The sequence below is a fragment of the Peptoniphilus sp. HCN-40583 genome (assembly GCF_037892835.1).
GTDB lineage: Bacteria > Bacillota > Clostridia > Tissierellales > Peptoniphilaceae > Aedoeadaptatus > Aedoeadaptatus rachelemmaiella.
In genome coordinates this window covers 1-16,392 of the sequence record NZ_JBBKBU010000017.1, presented here as the reverse complement: position 1 = coordinate 16,392, position 16,392 = coordinate 1, and the positions used below count along the sequence as shown (strand labels likewise).

At 49.5% G+C, this 16,392-nt stretch carries 23 protein-coding genes and 1 tRNA gene; 5 read left to right on the top strand and 19 right to left on the bottom strand.

Features of this window, described 5'->3' with window-relative positions; genetic code table 11:
* Positions 1-79: 79 nt before the first annotated feature.
* From WKT05_RS06360 to WKT05_RS06310, 11 genes are read right to left on the bottom strand one after another with little or no spacing between them, the layout of a single operon-like run.
* Positions 80-2,338 carry a phage/plasmid primase, P4 family gene (locus WKT05_RS06360; protein WP_340413401.1) on the bottom strand — a complete coding sequence of 753 codons (2,259 nt, stop codon included), beginning with the start codon at positions 2,336-2,338 and terminating at the stop codon, positions 80-82.
* Between the two features lie 2 nt (positions 2,339-2,340).
* On the bottom strand, positions 2,341-2,823 hold the full coding sequence (locus WKT05_RS06355) for a DUF669 domain-containing protein (protein ID WP_340413400.1): 483 nt from the start codon (positions 2,821-2,823) through the stop codon (positions 2,341-2,343).
* Positions 2,824-2,836: 13 nt separating this feature from the next.
* Positions 2,837-4,162, bottom strand: a complete 1,326-nt coding sequence (locus WKT05_RS06350) for a DEAD/DEAH box helicase (RefSeq protein WP_340413399.1) — start codon at positions 4,160-4,162, stop codon at positions 2,837-2,839.
* Entirely contained in the window at positions 4,128-4,814 is a 687-nt protein-coding gene (locus WKT05_RS06345) for an AAA family ATPase (RefSeq protein WP_340413398.1), read from the bottom strand. The genes WKT05_RS06350 and WKT05_RS06345 overlap by 35 nt, the downstream gene beginning before the upstream one ends.
* 1 nt (position 4,815) lies before the next feature.
* Positions 4,816-4,983: a hypothetical protein gene (locus tag WKT05_RS06340; RefSeq protein WP_340413397.1), complete on the bottom strand. Its 168-nt coding sequence runs from the start codon at positions 4,981-4,983 to the stop codon at positions 4,816-4,818.
* A gap of 9 nt (positions 4,984-4,992) precedes the next feature.
* Complete coding sequence (locus WKT05_RS06335) at positions 4,993-5,460, bottom strand: siphovirus Gp157 family protein (protein WP_340413396.1); 468 nt, start codon at positions 5,458-5,460, stop codon at positions 4,993-4,995.
* Positions 5,457-6,170, bottom strand: coding sequence for a hypothetical protein (locus tag WKT05_RS06330; protein ID WP_340413395.1), 714 nt, complete (start codon positions 6,168-6,170; stop codon positions 5,457-5,459). The genes WKT05_RS06335 and WKT05_RS06330 overlap by 4 nt, the downstream gene beginning before the upstream one ends.
* Positions 6,133-6,345, bottom strand: a complete 213-nt coding sequence (locus WKT05_RS06325) for a hypothetical protein (protein ID WP_340413394.1) — start codon at positions 6,343-6,345, stop codon at positions 6,133-6,135. The genes WKT05_RS06330 and WKT05_RS06325 overlap by 38 nt, the downstream gene beginning before the upstream one ends.
* A 21-nt stretch (positions 6,346-6,366) precedes the next feature.
* The gene (locus tag WKT05_RS06320) at positions 6,367-6,798 is read right to left on the bottom strand and encodes a hypothetical protein (RefSeq protein WP_340413393.1); all 432 of its coding nucleotides are present in this window, start codon (positions 6,796-6,798) and stop codon (positions 6,367-6,369) included.
* Entirely contained in the window at positions 6,791-7,009 is a 219-nt protein-coding gene (locus tag WKT05_RS06315; protein WP_340413392.1) for a hypothetical protein, read from the bottom strand. The genes WKT05_RS06320 and WKT05_RS06315 overlap by 8 nt, the downstream gene beginning before the upstream one ends.
* Positions 7,006-7,233 (bottom strand): excisionase family DNA-binding protein, encoded by a 228-nt coding sequence (locus WKT05_RS06310; protein ID WP_340413391.1) that lies wholly within the window; start codon positions 7,231-7,233, stop codon positions 7,006-7,008. Before WKT05_RS06310 ends, WKT05_RS06315 begins: the two co-directional genes overlap by 4 nt.
* A gap of 47 nt (positions 7,234-7,280) precedes the next feature.
* Here WKT05_RS06310 and WKT05_RS06305 point away from each other — a divergent pair, with 47 nt between their 5' ends.
* Positions 7,281-7,532 carry a hypothetical protein gene (locus tag WKT05_RS06305; RefSeq protein WP_340413390.1) on the top strand — a complete coding sequence of 84 codons (252 nt, stop codon included), beginning with the start codon at positions 7,281-7,283 and terminating at the stop codon, positions 7,530-7,532.
* Positions 7,533-7,637: 105 nt separating this feature from the next.
* On the opposite strand, the gene WKT05_RS06300 is transcribed toward WKT05_RS06305, so the two are convergent.
* Positions 7,638-7,832: a hypothetical protein gene (locus tag WKT05_RS06300; RefSeq protein WP_340413389.1), complete on the bottom strand. Its 195-nt coding sequence runs from the start codon at positions 7,830-7,832 to the stop codon at positions 7,638-7,640.
* Positions 7,833-7,878: 46 nt separating this feature from the next.
* On the opposite strand from WKT05_RS06300, the gene WKT05_RS06295 reads away from it, so the two are divergent.
* The gene (locus tag WKT05_RS06295; protein WP_340413388.1) at positions 7,879-8,391 is read left to right on the top strand and encodes a DUF2441 domain-containing protein; all 513 of its coding nucleotides are present in this window, start codon (positions 7,879-7,881) and stop codon (positions 8,389-8,391) included.
* On the opposite strand, the gene WKT05_RS06290 is transcribed toward WKT05_RS06295, so the two are convergent.
* Both WKT05_RS06290 and WKT05_RS06285 read right to left on the bottom strand, forming a co-directional pair.
* A complete protein-coding gene (locus WKT05_RS06290) occupies positions 8,363-8,605 on the bottom strand; it encodes a hypothetical protein (protein WP_340413387.1) in 243 nt (80 codons plus the stop codon). The two genes, WKT05_RS06295 and WKT05_RS06290, sit on opposite strands and share 29 nt — an antisense overlap.
* Before the next feature lie 21 nt (positions 8,606-8,626).
* Positions 8,627-8,833, bottom strand: a complete 207-nt coding sequence (locus WKT05_RS06285) for a helix-turn-helix transcriptional regulator (RefSeq protein WP_340413386.1) — start codon at positions 8,831-8,833, stop codon at positions 8,627-8,629.
* A 145-nt stretch (positions 8,834-8,978) separates the two neighbouring features.
* On the opposite strand from WKT05_RS06285, the gene WKT05_RS06280 reads away from it, so the two are divergent.
* From WKT05_RS06280 to WKT05_RS06270, 3 genes are all read left to right on the top strand, one after another.
* Complete coding sequence (locus WKT05_RS06280; RefSeq protein WP_340413385.1) at positions 8,979-9,620, top strand: LexA family protein; 642 nt, start codon at positions 8,979-8,981, stop codon at positions 9,618-9,620.
* A gap of 134 nt (positions 9,621-9,754) precedes the next feature.
* The gene (locus WKT05_RS06275) at positions 9,755-10,372 is read left to right on the top strand and encodes a hypothetical protein (RefSeq protein ID WP_340413384.1); all 618 of its coding nucleotides are present in this window, start codon (positions 9,755-9,757) and stop codon (positions 10,370-10,372) included.
* A 119-nt stretch (positions 10,373-10,491) separates the two neighbouring features.
* The gene (locus tag WKT05_RS06270; protein ID WP_340413383.1) at positions 10,492-11,631 is read left to right on the top strand and encodes a tyrosine-type recombinase/integrase; all 1,140 of its coding nucleotides are present in this window, start codon (positions 10,492-10,494) and stop codon (positions 11,629-11,631) included.
* A 123-nt stretch (positions 11,632-11,754) separates the two neighbouring features.
* On the opposite strand, the gene WKT05_RS06265 is transcribed toward WKT05_RS06270, so the two are convergent.
* The 5 genes from WKT05_RS06265 to WKT05_RS06245 all read right to left on the bottom strand — a co-directional run bounded on the left by WKT05_RS06265 (position 11,755) and on the right by WKT05_RS06245 (position 15,924).
* Positions 11,755-11,830, bottom strand: a tRNA-Val gene (locus tag WKT05_RS06265).
* Positions 11,831-11,935: 105 nt separating this feature from the next.
* Positions 11,936-12,793 (bottom strand): DUF4300 family protein, encoded by an 858-nt coding sequence (locus WKT05_RS06260; RefSeq protein ID WP_340413382.1) that lies wholly within the window; start codon positions 12,791-12,793, stop codon positions 11,936-11,938.
* 139 nt (positions 12,794-12,932) lie between these two features.
* The gene (locus WKT05_RS06255) at positions 12,933-13,940 is read right to left on the bottom strand and encodes an electron transfer flavoprotein subunit alpha/FixB family protein (RefSeq protein WP_340413381.1); all 1,008 of its coding nucleotides are present in this window, start codon (positions 13,938-13,940) and stop codon (positions 12,933-12,935) included.
* A gap of 28 nt (positions 13,941-13,968) precedes the next feature.
* Positions 13,969-14,766, bottom strand: coding sequence for an electron transfer flavoprotein subunit beta/FixA family protein (locus WKT05_RS06250; protein WP_340413380.1), 798 nt, complete (start codon positions 14,764-14,766; stop codon positions 13,969-13,971).
* A 15-nt stretch (positions 14,767-14,781) separates the two neighbouring features.
* A complete protein-coding gene (locus tag WKT05_RS06245) occupies positions 14,782-15,924 on the bottom strand; it encodes an acyl-CoA dehydrogenase (protein WP_215508426.1) in 1,143 nt (380 codons plus the stop codon).
* Positions 15,925-16,392: the final 468 nt, after the last annotated feature.

Below are 16,392 nucleotides of genomic sequence, written 5' to 3'. Positions count from 1 at the left end.
TAAAGTCCCTATTACCATAAAAGTTATAAGAGGGGTTTATGAAAAACGGGCTAAACCGTTCGAAACTATTCAGAGCGGCCTAATATTCCACCGTAAAACTGTTGACCCCTGCCACTTTTATGCCTCGATAAACATATTGTCCGACGCCATTTCTCGCTTTCGGAAACTTACTCCCAAACTCTCGCCCAAACTTGGTCGAGCTCATGACGTACTGTTCATTGTCCTCGGCCCACGCCTTGTAAATCTGGTAAAGCTGCTTACTCCGGATCTCGTCGTAACTTCGTCCCGTCACCTCGAGGCACTCGGCGATAAAAGTCGCCACAACGTCCATTTCGTTTCGATATTCCTTCGTTGCGTCGGCAATAATGGCCGGCGCTTTGAGTCCCTCTCTCTGCCACATGAGGGCGCCCTGCACCGCCCAGTGGAGGATGCCGGGGAGCTCGCGTCGCAGCTTATATTTTAGGTACTTGTCCACCTTATCCTCGGGGATCTGCACCCCGAAGGGGATCAAAATCATCCGTCGCCAGATGCCGTCGTCTCGTCCTCGCACGATGGGCTTGTGATTGGACGCGATCCAAATTTTAAACTCCGGCGTAAACTCAAATTCGTTGGCGTATAAAAAACGCGCCGTGATCTTATCTCCGCCGGTGAGCTGCTTAATCAGACCCTCGTCAAAGCGCATACCCTCATTGGGCTCCGTCGTCGTCACAAACCGCGCGCCCTGCAAACGGGCGATGTCACTATTTGCCTGATTGCCCCCGAAGGCGCCCTTAACCATAATGGATTGCGGCTGGATGTTACAGGCGTAGTCGCCCATGATCTCATTGATCAGGTCCAAAAACACGCTCTTGCCGTTGCGCCCATTGCCATGGAGTATAAACATACACTGCTCCGCCGTGGAGCCCGTGAGACTGTAGCCGATCGCCTTTTGGATGTAACGGATTAGCTCCGCGTTGCCGCCAAAGATCTGATCCAAAAAGCGCATCCACTGTGGACAATCGATCTTGTCCGTATAGTCCACCCGCGACTCCTTGGCAAAAAACAAATCCGCCCGATGGCCCTTTAAAGATCCGTCCCGCAGATCGATAAATCCGTTATGGCAATTAAAAAACTCCCGATGCGCATCAAATTCCCCCGGCAAAACAGGGAGCAAGTGCTGCGCTTCCCGAAGCATATTGGTTTTGCCCTTGTTGCTGCGGGTGGACTTAATGTGTTTACTCAGTGCTTTCTCCTGCTCCTCGTCCACAACGAGGGTATATTCGGCGCGCATCTTGCCAATGACACTATCCGCCATCTTAACGATATTGCCGATGTTGTCGTAAACCCACTTGCGGCCATTGTAGTAATACCAGCACTTGTTGACGTAGCTGTAACGCGCCACGTCCTTATACTCTCTCTCAAATCTCCCACCGTTTCCGGTGTCGTCAAAACTCAATAATTCCCGCGGCGTCTGCTCTTGATCCAAAACGTGGATGCAGTACTCGCCTGTGGATGCTTGCGGATCGTAAAAGCTCTTGCAGTCACGGATGGCTTTACTTAAGGTCATCACGCCGTAGGTCGTGGCCCCCGTCTTGCGGTCCCACTTGTCCCGCATCAGTCCCGAGCGGCGGAAAACGCTGTCCATCGTCGCCATGTCCCCGGCGCACCAAAAGGCAAGCATGTTGCAAAAAGCCATATCGGCGTCGGATTGAGAGTTATAAAGCCCCTCCCAACTGCCGCCATAAAGCAGTTTAAAAGCATCGCCTCTCTTGCTCGCCATGGCCCGCTCAATGATCTCATCCACAGTGAGAGAGGGCGCGGCGTTGTCCTGCTCGATGTACTTTGCGTGTAAATGCTTGATGGCCGTCGTCGCCTCGCTGATCTCCTCGTAGGGAGAGCAGGCATTGCCCGTCATGATAAAATAGCGCCCGCTTTGGTACATCTCCACATTATCCTTGCGCCGGCCACCAGCCGGAAGCTCGCCCTTGCAGATGATATGGATCCCCGTCCCCGACACACTGAGCTCCGCGTAACTCTCCAAACTGTGGACAAACTCTGAGACAATATTGTCCGTCTCGCCGTCTTGATACTGTTCGATGGCATCGGCGATGTCGTCGATGTCCACGCCAAAATAAGGCGGCTCAAAAAAGTAGCCCAAGCCGTGGCAATTAAATTTTGAGACAGCATTGAGGGCCGTCTCATAATCGGCCCATGTGCTGTTGTCATTGCTTTTGGCGGGATTGCCCGTGTACGCATTGATCGGGATCTTCCGCGGTTTTTTGTCCTCCGGCCCTTGGACGAGCCGGTAAATACACCAGTTTTTATTAAGTTTTAACTCTTGTGGTATCCGCTCGTACATAATTAAAACGGCACGTCATTGTTGTCGACTGGGTAGTATCCCGGTTGCATTTGCTGTGTCACCTGCGGAAATTTTGTCTCGTGCCACTTGACGATCCGATTTGACCGCCATAATTTATTTTCTGGGCCGTAAGTCGTTTCGTCGACCGTTACCTCGGCCAGAAAAGGCTTGTAAAGCATGTCCGCAAAAAGATCTACGATTGAGTTATACTGCTTGCCGTTGGGCAACTTGATCGCCTTGGCCATGGCATTTAAAAGCCCGCCGGGAAGTTGCCCTGTCGCCTTTTTTGTCCATAGCGTCTGCTCAAATACGGCACCCGACGCCTCCTGCTGCACATCGTCCCGCACCCGCACCTCCATGTGGTAGCCGGCCGTGCCCGATTTGGCCGTGACAGGCTTTACCGACACGATCATACACTCGTAATTTCCGGGTCCGATCAGATTAAAACCTTGTTGTGCCGCGCTGTAATCAACTGTAAATGTCATTTTTTAAATCCTCCTAAATAAATCCAAGCATCTTGCCTTGATAGTAAGCCCATCCTCGCTTATAGCCCCGCGCATCCGCCAAGGCGTAAAGCTCGGCCATGGACTCACAGTCCGAGGGCTCCTTGTAACTCACTGTAAAACTAAACGTATTTTTGATCTCCTCGAGATCACCCTCCACCACTTCCACCGGTGTGGCCTCCGGCTCAAAGGCCGCGCCGCAATAAGGACACTCCGTTGTCCCCGCCGGCACCGTGGCAAAGCAGCTTTTACACATCTTGACCTGCGGACTGCTTCCGCCGGAAGAGGCCTTAACCTCGCCCTTGAGGCTCCACACCCGATCGGTGTCCGGGAAGCCGTGCCGCTCCACATTGCCCACGTGATCGATGATCTTACTGACCTTACCGGGCCGATACCGCATTCCTCGCATCGATTGTTGGATAAACAGAGAAAGCGATGCCGTCGGCCGTAGCATAATCACCGTGGAGCAGTCCGGCACGTCAAAGCCCTCGCCGATTAAGTCCACGTTGCAGAGCACGCGGATCTTTTGGTCCCTAAAATCGCTGATGATCTTGTCCCGCACCGCCTTTGCCGTCTTGGCGTCAATGTGTGCTGCGGGGATCCCCGCAGCATTAAAAGCCGCCTTTGCCGCCAAGCTCGCCTCCACACTGTGGCAATAACAGATGGCCTGCTCGCCATCTGCCAGCCGCTTGTAGTGCTTAACCGCATCGCCGTAAATAATGCGGGCGTCTTGCTTAATGGCGTCGTCGATTGACTTACTCGTAAACTCGCCACGTCGCTTTTTGAGGTGGCTCAAATCCACACTCGGCGGGGCAAAGTAACGATACGGGCTGAGATAATTGTTTTTTATCAGCCACTCCACGCTCGGGCCCATAATCAATTTGTCATTGACCTCACCGAGTCCCGCCCCGTTGAGCCGGATCGGCGTCGCCGTAAAGCCCAACCGGGGCACGTCCTCAAAGTAGTCGTAAATCTCGCGATAGGTCTTGGCCAGCGCGTGGTGATTTTCGTCGGTGATAATCAGCGCCGGGGGCTGCGTTTTGTCCAATCGGTTCACCACTGTTTTCACCATGCCCACGGTAGTTAGCTCCATATCCACCCCCGACCGCTTAAAGGTGGCTGCGATTTGATCCTTTAACTCTTTTCTGTGGACCAAAAAGAGCACCCGATTACCCTTGTCCGTCGCCTGCTTGGCGATGTGGGCAATAACCACACTCTTCCCGCTCCCACAGGGAGAGACCACGCAGGGGGCTTTTAGCCCCTCGCGGTATGCCTCTCGTACTTCCTCAACTATTTTTTGCTGGTAGGGGTACAAGTTCATTTTGTTTCGCCCCTTTCCTATCGTCGATTTGGTTTTTTGCGTAGATGGAGTTTGTCGCCTCAAGGACAAAACCCCGCTCGTCGTCTTTGGAGATCATCATCTTTCCGACCACGTCACAAAGCCCCAGAACGTTATTTAAGACCTTTTGATTAATTTGAGGGTACGTCCTATTCCATTTTTGCCCGGAAGCGTCCACATACTCGTCTGTGGACTCCCACGCCGTCCATACGACGCGCTTCCCAAGCGATTTAAGGTAACGGAGACTGTCCACCATCTTAAATTGCATGTATTGATAGTCACCCATGGCGGGCACACCCCGATTTTTCCCTTGCCGTCCGAGGTCCGCCAAAAAGCACCGCTCGAGCTCCGAGACATTGTCCACGGCGATGGTCTCGTAGGCCGATAGATCCATCTTGCCCAATTCCGCGAGGGTCTCCGTCCAGCTATCCCACGTGTGGACATTGTCAATCTCGATTACGTCGATATTGGCCGATCCCTTGAGCACGTGGGACGTGCGATCCACATCCAAAAGCAACGTTTTACCGGGCAGATACTTAAGTGTCGTCGTCTTGCCCATGCCCGGCGGCCCGTAAATTAAATACGTCCCCTTAACCTCGCCAAAATCCTTGGCGGACTTAATATTGAGTGCCATTTTATGCCTCCTCCTCCGTTAATTGGCGGTATAACTCGCCGATCTCCTCCATCAGCTTGGGCTTTTGCGCCTTGGCCCGCTCGCCCTGCATAATCTGCTCATTGCACTGTTGTAGCCGATTTAACGCCAATGTTAAGGCTGCTGCAGTCACTTGATCCTCTTCGTACATAGTTGCCTCCTATCTCAACCGCAGGTGTTTTTCCCGCACGATTTCCGCGCCGTCGATGGCTTGCTCCGCCTCGATGGCCTTTTTGATCTCGCTCTTAATCGGCTTGCGCTCGATTACAAAAAACTCTTCGGGGATCAGGCTCTCGTCAGTAATGACCAATTTCGGCGGGCTATACTGCAAGGACCACTTAAAGATCCCCGCCTCCACCTTGTCCTTGCCAATGGCCTCCAAGTTGTCTTTGACATACCTTTTGAGCCCGTCGACACGCTTTTTTGCCGCTTGTTTTTTGGTCCGCAGCCGTCGCTCCTCGTCCTCATACGCATCCGCCATGGCATCCAGATTCTTAATCACCTTGGCGATGCTCTCGAGCTTGTCCTCCAACGCCCCCTCCACATTGGCGAGAGCGGAAGAGACGTCAACGTCGTCCTCAATGGCCTCCAAATTAGCGTAGGCCTCCGTAATCTCGTAAAGTCTCATCCTCTAAACTCCTTATAGATCTCATCCATGAGCGGCAAAATGGCCGCCTTGTCTCTCTTCGCCTTTTCTCCGGCGGCGATCATGCGATTGCACCGCTCAACAGTGTAAAAGCAGCTGTTTAACCGCTCCGCCACCGTCTCGCCTTCGATTTTCGGGGCATCCTCCGTCGGCTCTTCCTCGATAACCTCTTCCACCTGCTCCTCCACGACATCTTCCACCGGCTCCTCGGCGGTTTCCTCTTCCGCCGGCTCGTCAATCTCTCTCACTGTCGTCCGATCATTAATTAGGTCGTTTTTTAAAACGGTGATATTCGCTCCGTCGTCGTCAAGGTGGTAAAAGTGACGGTACTCGCCCTTTACGGTTCCCTTGAGTAGCGTCGTCACCTTACCGTCTGGACCGCCTTTAGGTACGCGGATTTCGTAAGTTCTCCCGACTTCCAACTTCTCAATCTTTTCTTCGGGTTCTTCTTCCGGTTCTTCTTCCCAGTCCTCTTCGTTATATGTGATTCTTTCGTAAATTGCTTCGATTTTTTCCATCGTGCCCGCTTGTGCGGTGGCTGTCTCGTCCTTTAGCAGTCGATCCAGCGTGTTGTAATGCACTCCGATCTCGTCCGCTGCTCGCGTGATCGAGCCGCAATAATCCACAATGGCGTGGACCATCTCATTAAGCGTCTTACTCATGGCGTCCATCCCTTCCTTCTCGGATTTCATCCTGCCACTTAATCGTCAGGTCGCGGATTTCCATTTCCAGCTTTCTAATGTGCTTTTCCAACTCCTTTTCAAAAATCCGCAGTTCTTCTTTTTGTTCCCACGCATCAAGCTGCATTTCATAAGCTCGGTCCAGCTCCGCGTCCTTTTCGCGGAGTAATTCAGCTGCTGTTTTCATTTAGCACCTCCCGTGCTATGATCATGGTGTGTTACTTCTTCTTAGTCCCGTGACGGTTGCCGCCGTCGCGGGATTTTTTTTATCGTAGCTGCGAAGAAACTCATCAGTCAGCGTTTTTATTTCTTCCGCCGCGGCGTTACGTTTTTTTAGCGCTCTTTCGCCAGCACTAATGACTCCGTTGTAAGTGATCACGTCATAATACAACTTAATCAACTTCCTGGCACAGTCATCGCCATCAAACGTGCCTTCGCAAACCGTTGTTGTATCTGGGTATAAGTGATGTTTGTAAATCGTTTGTTCTGTTCCGTCATCCAATCGCATATCATAAAAAAGCTCATAGTCTCCGGTAATAATACCTTCGTAGGTTTCCCCCTTATGTTTTCCGGCGATGTAGGTAACTTTGTAGCGACGGCCGATTTCCATATGGGCCGGGTGGGCGCTCAAATCATTCATACACGTATTCTCCCCTTTCCTTACTCCACTGCACCGCCCATGTGGACTTTCCGTCCAATTGAGTGACGCATGCACTTTCAGCCGAGGCATCAAGCCACAGGACCAGCGCGCCGCCGAAGGCGATCAAAAGAGCTGCCATGACGACCACGGCTGCCTTGCGCCGCTTAACATACTTCGGGGCCATGGACATGTGGATAACCCTATTCTTCATCGCGTCCCACCTCCTTCAAGCCACGCATCCAACCATTCTTTTTTAAATAGCCGGGCACTTCCGTTCTTCGCGCTTCGGATCTCGCCGATCCGGGCCAATTGCTGGAGCCGATCGTACCCAATACATAGATACGCCGCCGCCTCCTTCGGCCGAAAGACCTCCTTCGGCACCTTCACCAATTCGATAATTTCATCGAGTTTTTCAGCGACCTTCAAATCTTCCACATCACACCTTCTTTCTTGTTATAATCACCTCGAAGGGAGGTGATGAAATGAATAAAATAACCGAAGTTCAAATCAGAAACGCAGTAGAGTCTTTTGATTTCAACGATTTTTGGGATCCGGACAGAGTGGCCGAGTCCTTGGAAAAATATGCATCGGAAGATGACCCTACAAAAATCGGTCAACAAGGGCGACTCCTCGCGATGTTAGATCTTTCGTCTGCTTTTGCTAAAGAGCTCGTCTATTTAACACTCTGTGAATTGCTCATTGCAGACGAAATAGATTGTACAAAATCTGAATAGTCTACAGAATTTGCTTGCTCCGTGTTATGTGCGATAATGCGGAGCAACTCTTTTATTTCTCGTAATTCATTAAGTATTTCTTCCATTGGTGCCTCCTTTCTGTTTTTACTTAAAATCGAGATGATCCAAAATAAGCACTTTCCGGGCTTTTTTCTCGGATCGTTCTGCGGTGTACTTTTTTCGAATTAAAATTTGGGTGAGGCCGTAATCCTCGCCCTCTACATACTCGCCGCCACGACGGATTAACTCTGAGATCAGTGCCGTGGCGGAAACTTTTGATAAGTCCACGTTAGTATCCATTTGGCCTCCTAATTTGCTATAATCACTTCGAAAGGAAGTGAACAAAATGATTCTTTATCATGTTGATCGTTCAAACACTCTACAAGTCGGTCAAAATGTACAAATGTCAAATTTACCAATGCCAACGCAAGCACTTGTGAAAACACTGGAAGAGCTTTATCCGGAGGGCCTTTCACATCACGGCATTAGTTATCTTGTAGATCCTGACACACGCATGTATATAAACACAAATATCGAACATATATTTGAGCTTTATCGACAGCTCTATTTCCCCGACAAGCCGTCACGTTTTCAAAGTTTCTTCTGCTTTGTCGCACTTGAACAGGCGATCAAGTTTTATAATCAAAACTCTTGTTGGTACAACGAGGCAAAGATTTTAAAAATAGATACAGGCGATTCGAAAATCCACATCGGAGATATGGATTTACTTAAAGGCGATACCATACTCCAATGTCACGACAATGCCATGAGATACTGGAGCGGTGACCTTACGCCTACCTCCACACAAGAAGCACTCGTTGTTCCACCGGTTAAAGTCGTTGATCTCCTAACTCTTTAAACGGATCTTCATTGTAAAGATACGGCTTAATGCTGACACCTTCTTCAAGCTCTGTTGGATTTTTGAAATAGTGATAATGTTCCGGGTTGAATCCGATTGTCGATAAAATCAACGTCAAATCGTGAGTTTTTAAATTCCGCTCCTTTACCAACTTCCTGAATGCGTTGATTCGCCATTCATTGTCCGAAATATAGCGAATTTTTCCAAATTTCATCGGGTCACTCCTTGTTACCTATTAGTTAACTTCTTTTGCAAAAAAAATTTCAGACGGGTTTTTTATGTCTAAAATATCGATGAGCTTATACATCTCGTCAGAGTTAAACACGCCTCTTTTTAATTTACGCGTCAGCGTGTTGTCTGTGATGCCAAGCAGCTTTGCGACATCCGACTGCGTGTAGCCCTTTTGGACCATCATTGCGCGCAAATCATTTACAAGTATCATTACTCCCCTCCTCTCTTTATCGTTACCTATAGGTTAACATCGTTTTTGTTTACTGTCAACTAAAAATTTTGGATTTTATCACAATTTTTGTTGATTAGAAGTTAATTTTTTGGTATACTCTATAGTACAAAAGGGAGGAGAAAAAATGGAAAGGACAATCGGAGATCGCATCAAAAACATGCGGAAGCGGAAAGATCTCACTTTGGAAGAGCTCGGAAAAATGGTCGGCGTCAGCAAAGTTACGATCTTTAAGTACGAGGGCGACAAAATAAATATCCCGTCCGATCGCATTGAGCGATTGGCGGACGTCTTAGGGTGCACGCCCGGCTACCTTATGGGGTGGGAGACAGATCCAAATGAGGCGGATGTCTACGCGTTTAGCAACATCGAAAAAATCGGGAAAAAGGAAATCCCGCTGATGCTCACACCCGTGCATTGTGGGGAACCCACCTACGCCGACAATCACGTTTCCGCCTACTATCCCGTTGGCGAGGATCTCAATGTTGATTTTTGTCTTACTTGTGCCGGGGACAGCATGACAGGCGCGGGCATCGACGACGGTGACATTGTACTTGTCCGCCGTCAACCGGATGTGGAAAGCGGCGAAATTGCCGTCGTGTCCCTTGGAGACGAGGCCACACTTAAACGCGTGTATAAGCACCCGGAAAAAGGGATCATCGAATTACGACCCGCGAATCCCGCATACGAAAGCATTATCCTCCTCCCGGAAGATGCGGAAAATGTCAGAATCCTTGGTAAGGTTATCGTCGTTATGAAATTTGTATAAAAAAAGCCCCTCACCGGCTGAACTCGGTAAAGGGGCGAGGCGCCGTCACCATCGTCGGCAAAGTCGTTGAGATAAGACGTAAGTTGTAACTGCCGGGTTCCGGCCCGGCCCTGTATCATAGAAAGGAAAAAGTCATGTCAGCACGTACCAAAAAGTGGAGTAAGAAAAAGAAGGTCATCGTCGGCGTTATCGTCTTTTTTGTCTTGGTAAGTATAATTACACCGAACAAAAAAAAGGACACCACGGCGAACAATGCAAACGCAACGAAAACGGAAGAAACAAAAAAACAGGAAAAAGAAAAAAGGAAAAAGAAAAAAGACGACAATCTAAGCAAAGACGAAGCCATCGAAGCGATCGCAGAAGCCGAGTCGCCACAAGAAAAATTTGACATCGCCGGCAAATTCGCCTTTGGAAAGAATTACACATCCACCGAATTTTTTGGCGAAAACGGCATCGATCGTGTCAACGTCGAGTTTGAACTAGCCCCAAATCTTACAACAAAATTGGCGAGGGAAGGATTTTTGCAAGACTGCGGTGAGTTTATGGAATTAACAAAAGACATCCAATACAATCAGCTTTTTATGGGTGCCAAAGCTAAATTTACGGATAAATACGGCAACGAATCGGAAAATTACGCCATGAAACTAACGATCCCGAAGAGCGAGATCGATAAAATCAATTTTGAGAACTTTAACTCTCAAAACTTGGCAAATATCGGTGAGGAGTGGGTACACCCTGCAATGTTCAAATAAATAAACACAAAAAAAAGCCACTTACCGGCTGGCACTGGTAAGTGGCAAGGATTGAGGCGTGATATACCAACAATCGCAACTAAATTATATCACAGCCTCCGCGAAAGGAGGCATTTTTTATGTCATGGAAAAAAATAGGAAAAAACAAGTACAAGTTGGATGTTGAGCGGCAAGCCGACGGGAAGCGGAAACGGAAAACTAAGACCTACACGACGGATCTAAAGGGCCGTGATCTCACCCGCTTTTTGCAAGTCAAGGAAAACGAGCTTTACGACCTCCTCGGACAGAGCGACGAGGCCATGGATTATGCGGACATCACTTATGAGGACTTCGCGGCGCTCTTTATCGCCTCCCGCTCTGTGGAGGGTAAGACCGTCGACTTTTACGAGGATTGTCTCTATGGTCATTGTATGGACTACTTCCGCGGCGCAAAGATCAAATCCATCTTGCGGGCGGACGTCGTCGCCTTTGTCAAAAAGCTACAAAGCTACATCTCCAAGCGCACCGGGCGACACCTTGCGCCTAAGACCATCAAGCACCACCGGGATTGTCTCCGCGCAATGTTTAATCACGCCATCTACTTGGAGATCATCGACAAAAACCCGGCGGAATACATTAAACTCGATCCCGTGCCTAATCAGGTCGAGGGCCGCTACTACGAGCCCGAGGAGGCCGACCGCCTTTTATCCACACTCGAGAGAGAGGGCGATTATAAGTATTACGTCTTTTTTTGCTTACAACTCTACACCGGATGCCGCCCCTCGGAAATTTACGGCATGACGTGGGAGCAGATCGACTTTGAGCGGGAGCAAATCACCATTGACCGGGCCCTCGTAAAGAGCAAATCCGCCGGCGGTTACGTCATAAAAAAGACCAAAGCCCACGACGTACGGACAAAGACCTTGCCCGCTGCCATCGCCGCGATGCTCTTAAAACTCAAGTCGATTAGTCTCGGCGTGACGGATTACATCTTTACAAACGCCGACGGAAACCACCTCGGCGAGCGGGCCTTCCGGGAGTACCTCCGCCGCTTTTGCGATCGGCGCGGCCTGCCCTACATCCCGCCCTACGGCATCAGGCATACCACCGGCACACTATTGGCCGCCCGAGGCATCCCAATCGTTAACGTGGCAAAGCAGTTGGGCCACGCATCGCCACAGACCACCACAAAATACATCCACGCCACCAAGAGCGTGGACGGAGAAGCCGAGAACATTTTGGCCGACATCGCAAAACCCAAACTGCGCATTATCAAATAAAAAAGTGGGGAAAAAAGTGGGGAAGTGGGGTAAAACCAGACGTAATGAGAGGCAACTAAATGATAATCGGAAATGAAAAACGGCTGAATTGCAACGCTAGAAGCAATCAGCCGTAATCAACTATGGTGGACAGTACTGGACTTGAACCAGCGACCCCTACGATGTCAACGTAGTGCTCTACCAACTGAGCTAACTCTCCGAACCATTTCGGTAGCTATTAGTATACCAAGCTTTTACGAAAATGGCAAGAGAATTTTACAGGGCAAGCTTTTTCGCCGGCGATTGCGGCGAAAAGCGCCTCTTTTTACCCCACGGCGTCCACGTAGCGGGCGTTATCCATAATAAACGGCGGCGCCACGCCGGGATCCAGGTCGTCTTTAAATTTGTCTTTTAAATAAGCGTAGCAGGCATCTTTCGTGGGAAATTTCAGGGCTTGGTAGGGCTCCTCAAAGGAGATTTTTTCCACAAACACATAGCCTTCCTCGGCCTTCACCAGCACGCCGACGTGGCCGATAAACAGATAATTGCCGTCTAGATTGTCGTGAAGCACCACGGAGACCATGGAGGCGCCGGCGGGAAAGGTGATTTGCGACAAATACTTTTCCATGACTTGGCCCTGGTGGGCGGCTTCCTTGCTGTCGTCGGTTTTTACGCGGCTGAATAATCGAGTAAAGGCGGCGGTTTCTTTTTCATCGAGCAGGGGCCGGGCGGCGAGGGATTCTTTGTCCATAAAGAGCATGGCGTCGTCGCTGTTGATGTTCTCGGGAACGACCAGGCCGTCTTTTAAAAGGACAAAGGCGTTGATTCGGCAATTGGTGTCGGGGCCCTTTTTCTTGTTTCTGTCCCGCGCGTCCATGATTTTGCCCACGTCGTTTTTCGGCGCACGGGGCTTGTCGAAGGCGGCGTGTAAAAGGCCGTCGCCGACGGAGGCATTGTAGTCGCGGACCAGGTCGAAAAACAGGTCCACGTCTTTTCCGTTTAATGTGGTTTTTAATGCGTCTTCCACTTCCCGCACATCTGCCTTTGCCACCAAGTTGGATGTAGGCGCAGTGGCGGTGTGAGACCCTTCGGGGGCTGTCGTTTCATGCTCTGTAGGCGGTGCGGCGCAAGCGGTGAGGGCCGCAACACACAGCCCAAAAATAGCGATGATGCGTCGATTCATAGTCTCTACCTTCTTCTCTTTTATTTTATCGTGACCGTGAGGTTCGTCGGCTCATTTTCCACCTATGATCTTACCTGTTTTTGCCCGACAAAAAAAGCCCCTACCCGTGGGGTAAGAGCTTTTTGAAACGAAATGATTATTAGACTTCTTCCTTAGCGGCTTTGGCTTTCTTGTATTGTTCGATTAATTTCGGCAATACTTTGTTCAAGTCGCCAACGATACCCAAATCAGCTACATCGAAAATCGGTGCGGCATCGCTCTTGTTGATGGCGATGATAAGGCCCGATTCTTCCATCCCTGCCAAGTGTTGGATGGCGCCGGAAATACCCAGTGCGAAGTAGATGTCGGGGCGGACGGTTTTACCCGTTTGACCGACTTGACGTGCTTTTTCGATCCAGCCTGCATCGACGGAAGCACGAGAGGAGGAAATTTCACCTTCCATGGCTTCTGCCAATTCAGCCAACAAGTCGAAACCTTCCGGTCCACCGAGACCGCGACCGCCGGAAACCAGGATTCTGGCTTCGGTGATGTCGAGTTTCTTCTTTTCTTCTTTAGCTACTTCGATGATCTTAACGTTCATGTCAGCATCTGTTAAGCCGACATCTTCCATGATGACTTCGCCCTTGCGGTCGTTGTCGTTTTCCATGGGGGTCATAACGCCGGGACGTACCGTAGCCATTTGGGGACGGAAGTCTTGGCAAACGATGGTAGCCATTAAGTTACCGCCGAATGCGGGACGGGTCATGCGAAGCAATCTGGTTTCAGCGTCGATTTCAAGGCCGGTACAGTCAGCCGTCAAACCGGTGTGGATACGAGCGGCCAAACGGGGTGCCAAGTCGCGACCGATGGAGGTTGCGCCGAAGAGCACGATTTCCGGTTCATATCTTTGAACGATGGTGTAAATGGACTTTGCGTAGGGCTCGGTCACATATTCTTTTAAGAGAGGATGATCGACGACGATAACCTTGTCGGCACCGTGGTGGATCAAAACGTCAGCTTTTGCTTTGACGTTTTCGCCTAATAAAATGGCGTAGACTTCTTGGCCAAGGTCATCGGCTAATTCTCTGGCCTTACCAATCAGTTCCGTCGATACTTTTTGTAATTCTCCATCTCGCTGTTCAGCGATGACAAATACATTTTTACTCATTTCATTCACGCTCCTTGTTTGGCCAATGTTAAATCAGGTACTTTTCTTCCAACTTGGAGATGATGGCGTGTGCTGCCTCTTCGGGAGACAGATCTTTCAGTACGATACCTGCGCCCTTGCCTTGTTTTGCTTCGGACTTCACAACCTTCGTCGGGGAGCCCTTCAAACCTAAGTTGGATACATCTACATTGTCTTTTACATCTTCTAAAGACCAAACAGTTACGTCTTTTTCGTATGCATCATAGACGCCTGCAACGGTCATGTAGCGCGGTTCGGCCAATTCTGCCAAAGCGGTAATGACGCAAGGTGTCTTGATTTCGATTAAGTGGTAGCGGTCTTCGAATTGACGTTTAACACGGATGGTGTTGTCGTCAACTACTTCTAAACCTTCGGCATAAGATACTTGAGGCAGGCCCAAGTGTTCGGCCATTTGCGGACCGACTTGTGCCGTATCGCCGTCGATGGCTTGACGACCGGCGAGGATTAAGTCGTAGTCGCCGATGGTCTTTAAGCCGGCAGCAATGGTTTGGCTGGTAGCCCACGTATCGGCGCCGCCGAATGCGCGGTCGGACAAGAGAATCGCTTCGTCAGCGCCCATAGCCAATGCTTCTCTTAAAGCATCTTCCGCTTGCGGCGGCCCCATGGAAAGAACCGTGACCTTGGTGTCCGGATGTTCATCCTTAATACGCAAAGCCATTTCGATGGCGGCTTTGTCGTCGGGGTTGATAATACTCGGTACGCCGTCTCTGATCAGTGTATTCGTCTTCGGATCCAAACGGACTTCCGTTGTATCCGGTACCTGTTTTGCACAGACAATAATTTTCATGGTAAACGCCTCCTGTTATTTAACGCCCATCCAGCCAGCAATAACCATACGCATAACTTCCGAAGTACCTTCGTAAATTTCGGTAATCTTCGCATCGCGCATCATACGTTCAACCGGGTAGTCCTTAATGTAGCCGTAACCGCCGAGAAGTTGAACCGCTCTGTTGGTGAGTTCAGATGCCGTTTCAGCTGCGAATAATTTTGCCATGGCTGCATAGTGACCGTAGGGAATCTTCTTTCCTTTTGCATCGGCTGCGCGGTAAACCAAAAGTCTGGCTGCATCGGCCTTGGTTTGCATGTTGGCCAAGGTGAATTGCGTGTTTTGGAATTGAGATAACCGCTTACCGAATTGCGATCTTTCCTTCGTGTATTGAACCGCTTCGTCGATAGCGCCTTGAGCGATACCGGCTGCTTGCGATGCGATACCGATACGGCCGCCGTCTAAGGTCTTCATAGCAACGGCAAAGCCCTTGCCTTCTCTACCTAAGAGGTTTTCCTTGGGAATGCGGCAATCTTCCATAATCAATTCGCAAGTGGAAGAAGCGCGGATACCCATTTTGTTTTCTGCTTCACCGACGCGGAAGCCCGGTGCGTCGCGGTCAACGATAAATGCGGAAATACCGTGGTTGCCCTTGGAGCGATCGGTCATGGCAAAGATAACAAATACATCAGCGATGCCTGCGTTGGTGATGAAAATCTTGGTACCGTTCAATACCCATTCGTCGCCGTCTAATACAGCAATGGTTTGTTGACCGGAAGCGTCGGTACCGGCATTGGGTTCGGTCAAACCGAAAGCGCCCAATTTCTTGCCGCTTAATAAATCCGGTAAGTATTTCATCTTTTGTTCTTCTGTACCGTTTTCATAAATCGGTGCACAGCACAGAGAAGTATGTGCGGATACGATAACGCCCGTGCTGGCGCACTTTTTGGAAAGTTCTTCGACGAGCATGGAATAAGCGAGGTAATCGCCGCCTTGTCCGCCGTATTCCTTCGGGAAAGGTACACCAAAGAAGCCGGCCTTGGCCATCTTCTTAATGTTTTCCATGGGCGGTTCACCGGTTTCGTCAATGTCACCGGCGATGGGTTCTACTTCTGTTTCTGCAAACTCCCGATAGAGTTGGCGCAACAGTAGATGTTGTTTGTCCATAATAAAATCCATATTCAAATCCCCCTTGTTTCGACAAGATTTGTACAAGAACATCGTACATGCAGTGTGTGAATCATTTCGTTTGAAAGATGTCCTCGGACACCGCTTACCTCTATTATAAACGATTTTTTAACAATGTTAAGACCTTTTTGTCAGATTTTTCACTTTTATTTTTTTCTTCGCGTCTGAAAACCGCTACACCCGTTGAAAATACAGGCTTTTTGGCGAAAAAATAAATTTAAAAAGTTTTAAAAAATTCACGAAAAAAATCGAAAAGCATCCTTTCGCCCGCTTTTTTCGCTCCGTGAAAGTCTCTGAAAACATTTCGATGGACAAAAATTTTTCAAATTCACACCGACCCCTTTCGCCTTTTTGAAACCACATCGGTATTCATTTGTATCCTCCGAAAAATTGCCCCGATCATTCCAATAAAATGAAAAATTACAAGCCCCTTTTCCAAAGGGCTTTTCGCAACAAAAA

Coding starts and splice junctions, on each gene's coding strand:
- WKT05_RS06360 (WP_340413401.1), bottom strand. CDS start 2,338: ATGTACGAGCGGATACCACAAGAGTTAAAACTTAATAAAAACTGGTGT.
- WKT05_RS06355 (WP_340413400.1), bottom strand. CDS start 2,823: ATGACATTTACAGTTGATTACAGCGCGGCACAACAAGGTTTTAATCTG.
- WKT05_RS06350 (WP_340413399.1), bottom strand. CDS start 4,162: ATGAACTTGTACCCCTACCAGCAAAAAATAGTTGAGGAAGTACGAGAG.
- WKT05_RS06345 (WP_340413398.1), bottom strand. CDS start 4,814: ATGGCACTCAATATTAAGTCCGCCAAGGATTTTGGCGAGGTTAAGGGG.
- WKT05_RS06340 (WP_340413397.1), bottom strand. CDS start 4,983: ATGTACGAAGAGGATCAAGTGACTGCAGCAGCCTTAACATTGGCGTTA.
- WKT05_RS06335 (WP_340413396.1), bottom strand. CDS start 5,460: ATGAGACTTTACGAGATTACGGAGGCCTACGCTAATTTGGAGGCCATT.
- WKT05_RS06330 (WP_340413395.1), bottom strand. CDS start 6,170: ATGAAATCCGAGAAGGAAGGGATGGACGCCATGAGTAAGACGCTTAAT.
- WKT05_RS06325 (WP_340413394.1), bottom strand. CDS start 6,345: ATGAAAACAGCAGCTGAATTACTCCGCGAAAAGGACGCGGAGCTGGAC.
- WKT05_RS06320 (WP_340413393.1), bottom strand. CDS start 6,798: ATGAATGATTTGAGCGCCCACCCGGCCCATATGGAAATCGGCCGTCGC.
- WKT05_RS06315 (WP_340413392.1), bottom strand. CDS start 7,009: ATGAAGAATAGGGTTATCCACATGTCCATGGCCCCGAAGTATGTTAAG.
- WKT05_RS06305 (WP_340413390.1), top strand. CDS start 7,281: ATGAATAAAATAACCGAAGTTCAAATCAGAAACGCAGTAGAGTCTTTT.
- WKT05_RS06300 (WP_340413389.1), bottom strand. CDS start 7,832: ATGGATACTAACGTGGACTTATCAAAAGTTTCCGCCACGGCACTGATC.
- WKT05_RS06295 (WP_340413388.1), top strand. CDS start 7,879: ATGATTCTTTATCATGTTGATCGTTCAAACACTCTACAAGTCGGTCAA.
- WKT05_RS06290 (WP_340413387.1), bottom strand. CDS start 8,605: ATGAAATTTGGAAAAATTCGCTATATTTCGGACAATGAATGGCGAATC.
- WKT05_RS06285 (WP_340413386.1), bottom strand. CDS start 8,833: ATGATACTTGTAAATGATTTGCGCGCAATGATGGTCCAAAAGGGCTAC.
- WKT05_RS06280 (WP_340413385.1), top strand. CDS start 8,979: ATGGAAAGGACAATCGGAGATCGCATCAAAAACATGCGGAAGCGGAAA.
- WKT05_RS06275 (WP_340413384.1), top strand. CDS start 9,755: ATGTCAGCACGTACCAAAAAGTGGAGTAAGAAAAAGAAGGTCATCGTC.
- WKT05_RS06270 (WP_340413383.1), top strand. CDS start 10,492: ATGTCATGGAAAAAAATAGGAAAAAACAAGTACAAGTTGGATGTTGAG.
- WKT05_RS06260 (WP_340413382.1), bottom strand. CDS start 12,793: ATGAATCGACGCATCATCGCTATTTTTGGGCTGTGTGTTGCGGCCCTC.
- WKT05_RS06255 (WP_340413381.1), bottom strand. CDS start 13,940: ATGAGTAAAAATGTATTTGTCATCGCTGAACAGCGAGATGGAGAATTA.
- WKT05_RS06250 (WP_340413380.1), bottom strand. CDS start 14,766: ATGAAAATTATTGTCTGTGCAAAACAGGTACCGGATACAACGGAAGTC.
- WKT05_RS06245 (WP_215508426.1), bottom strand. CDS start 15,924: ATGGATTTTATTATGGACAAACAACATCTACTGTTGCGCCAACTCTAT.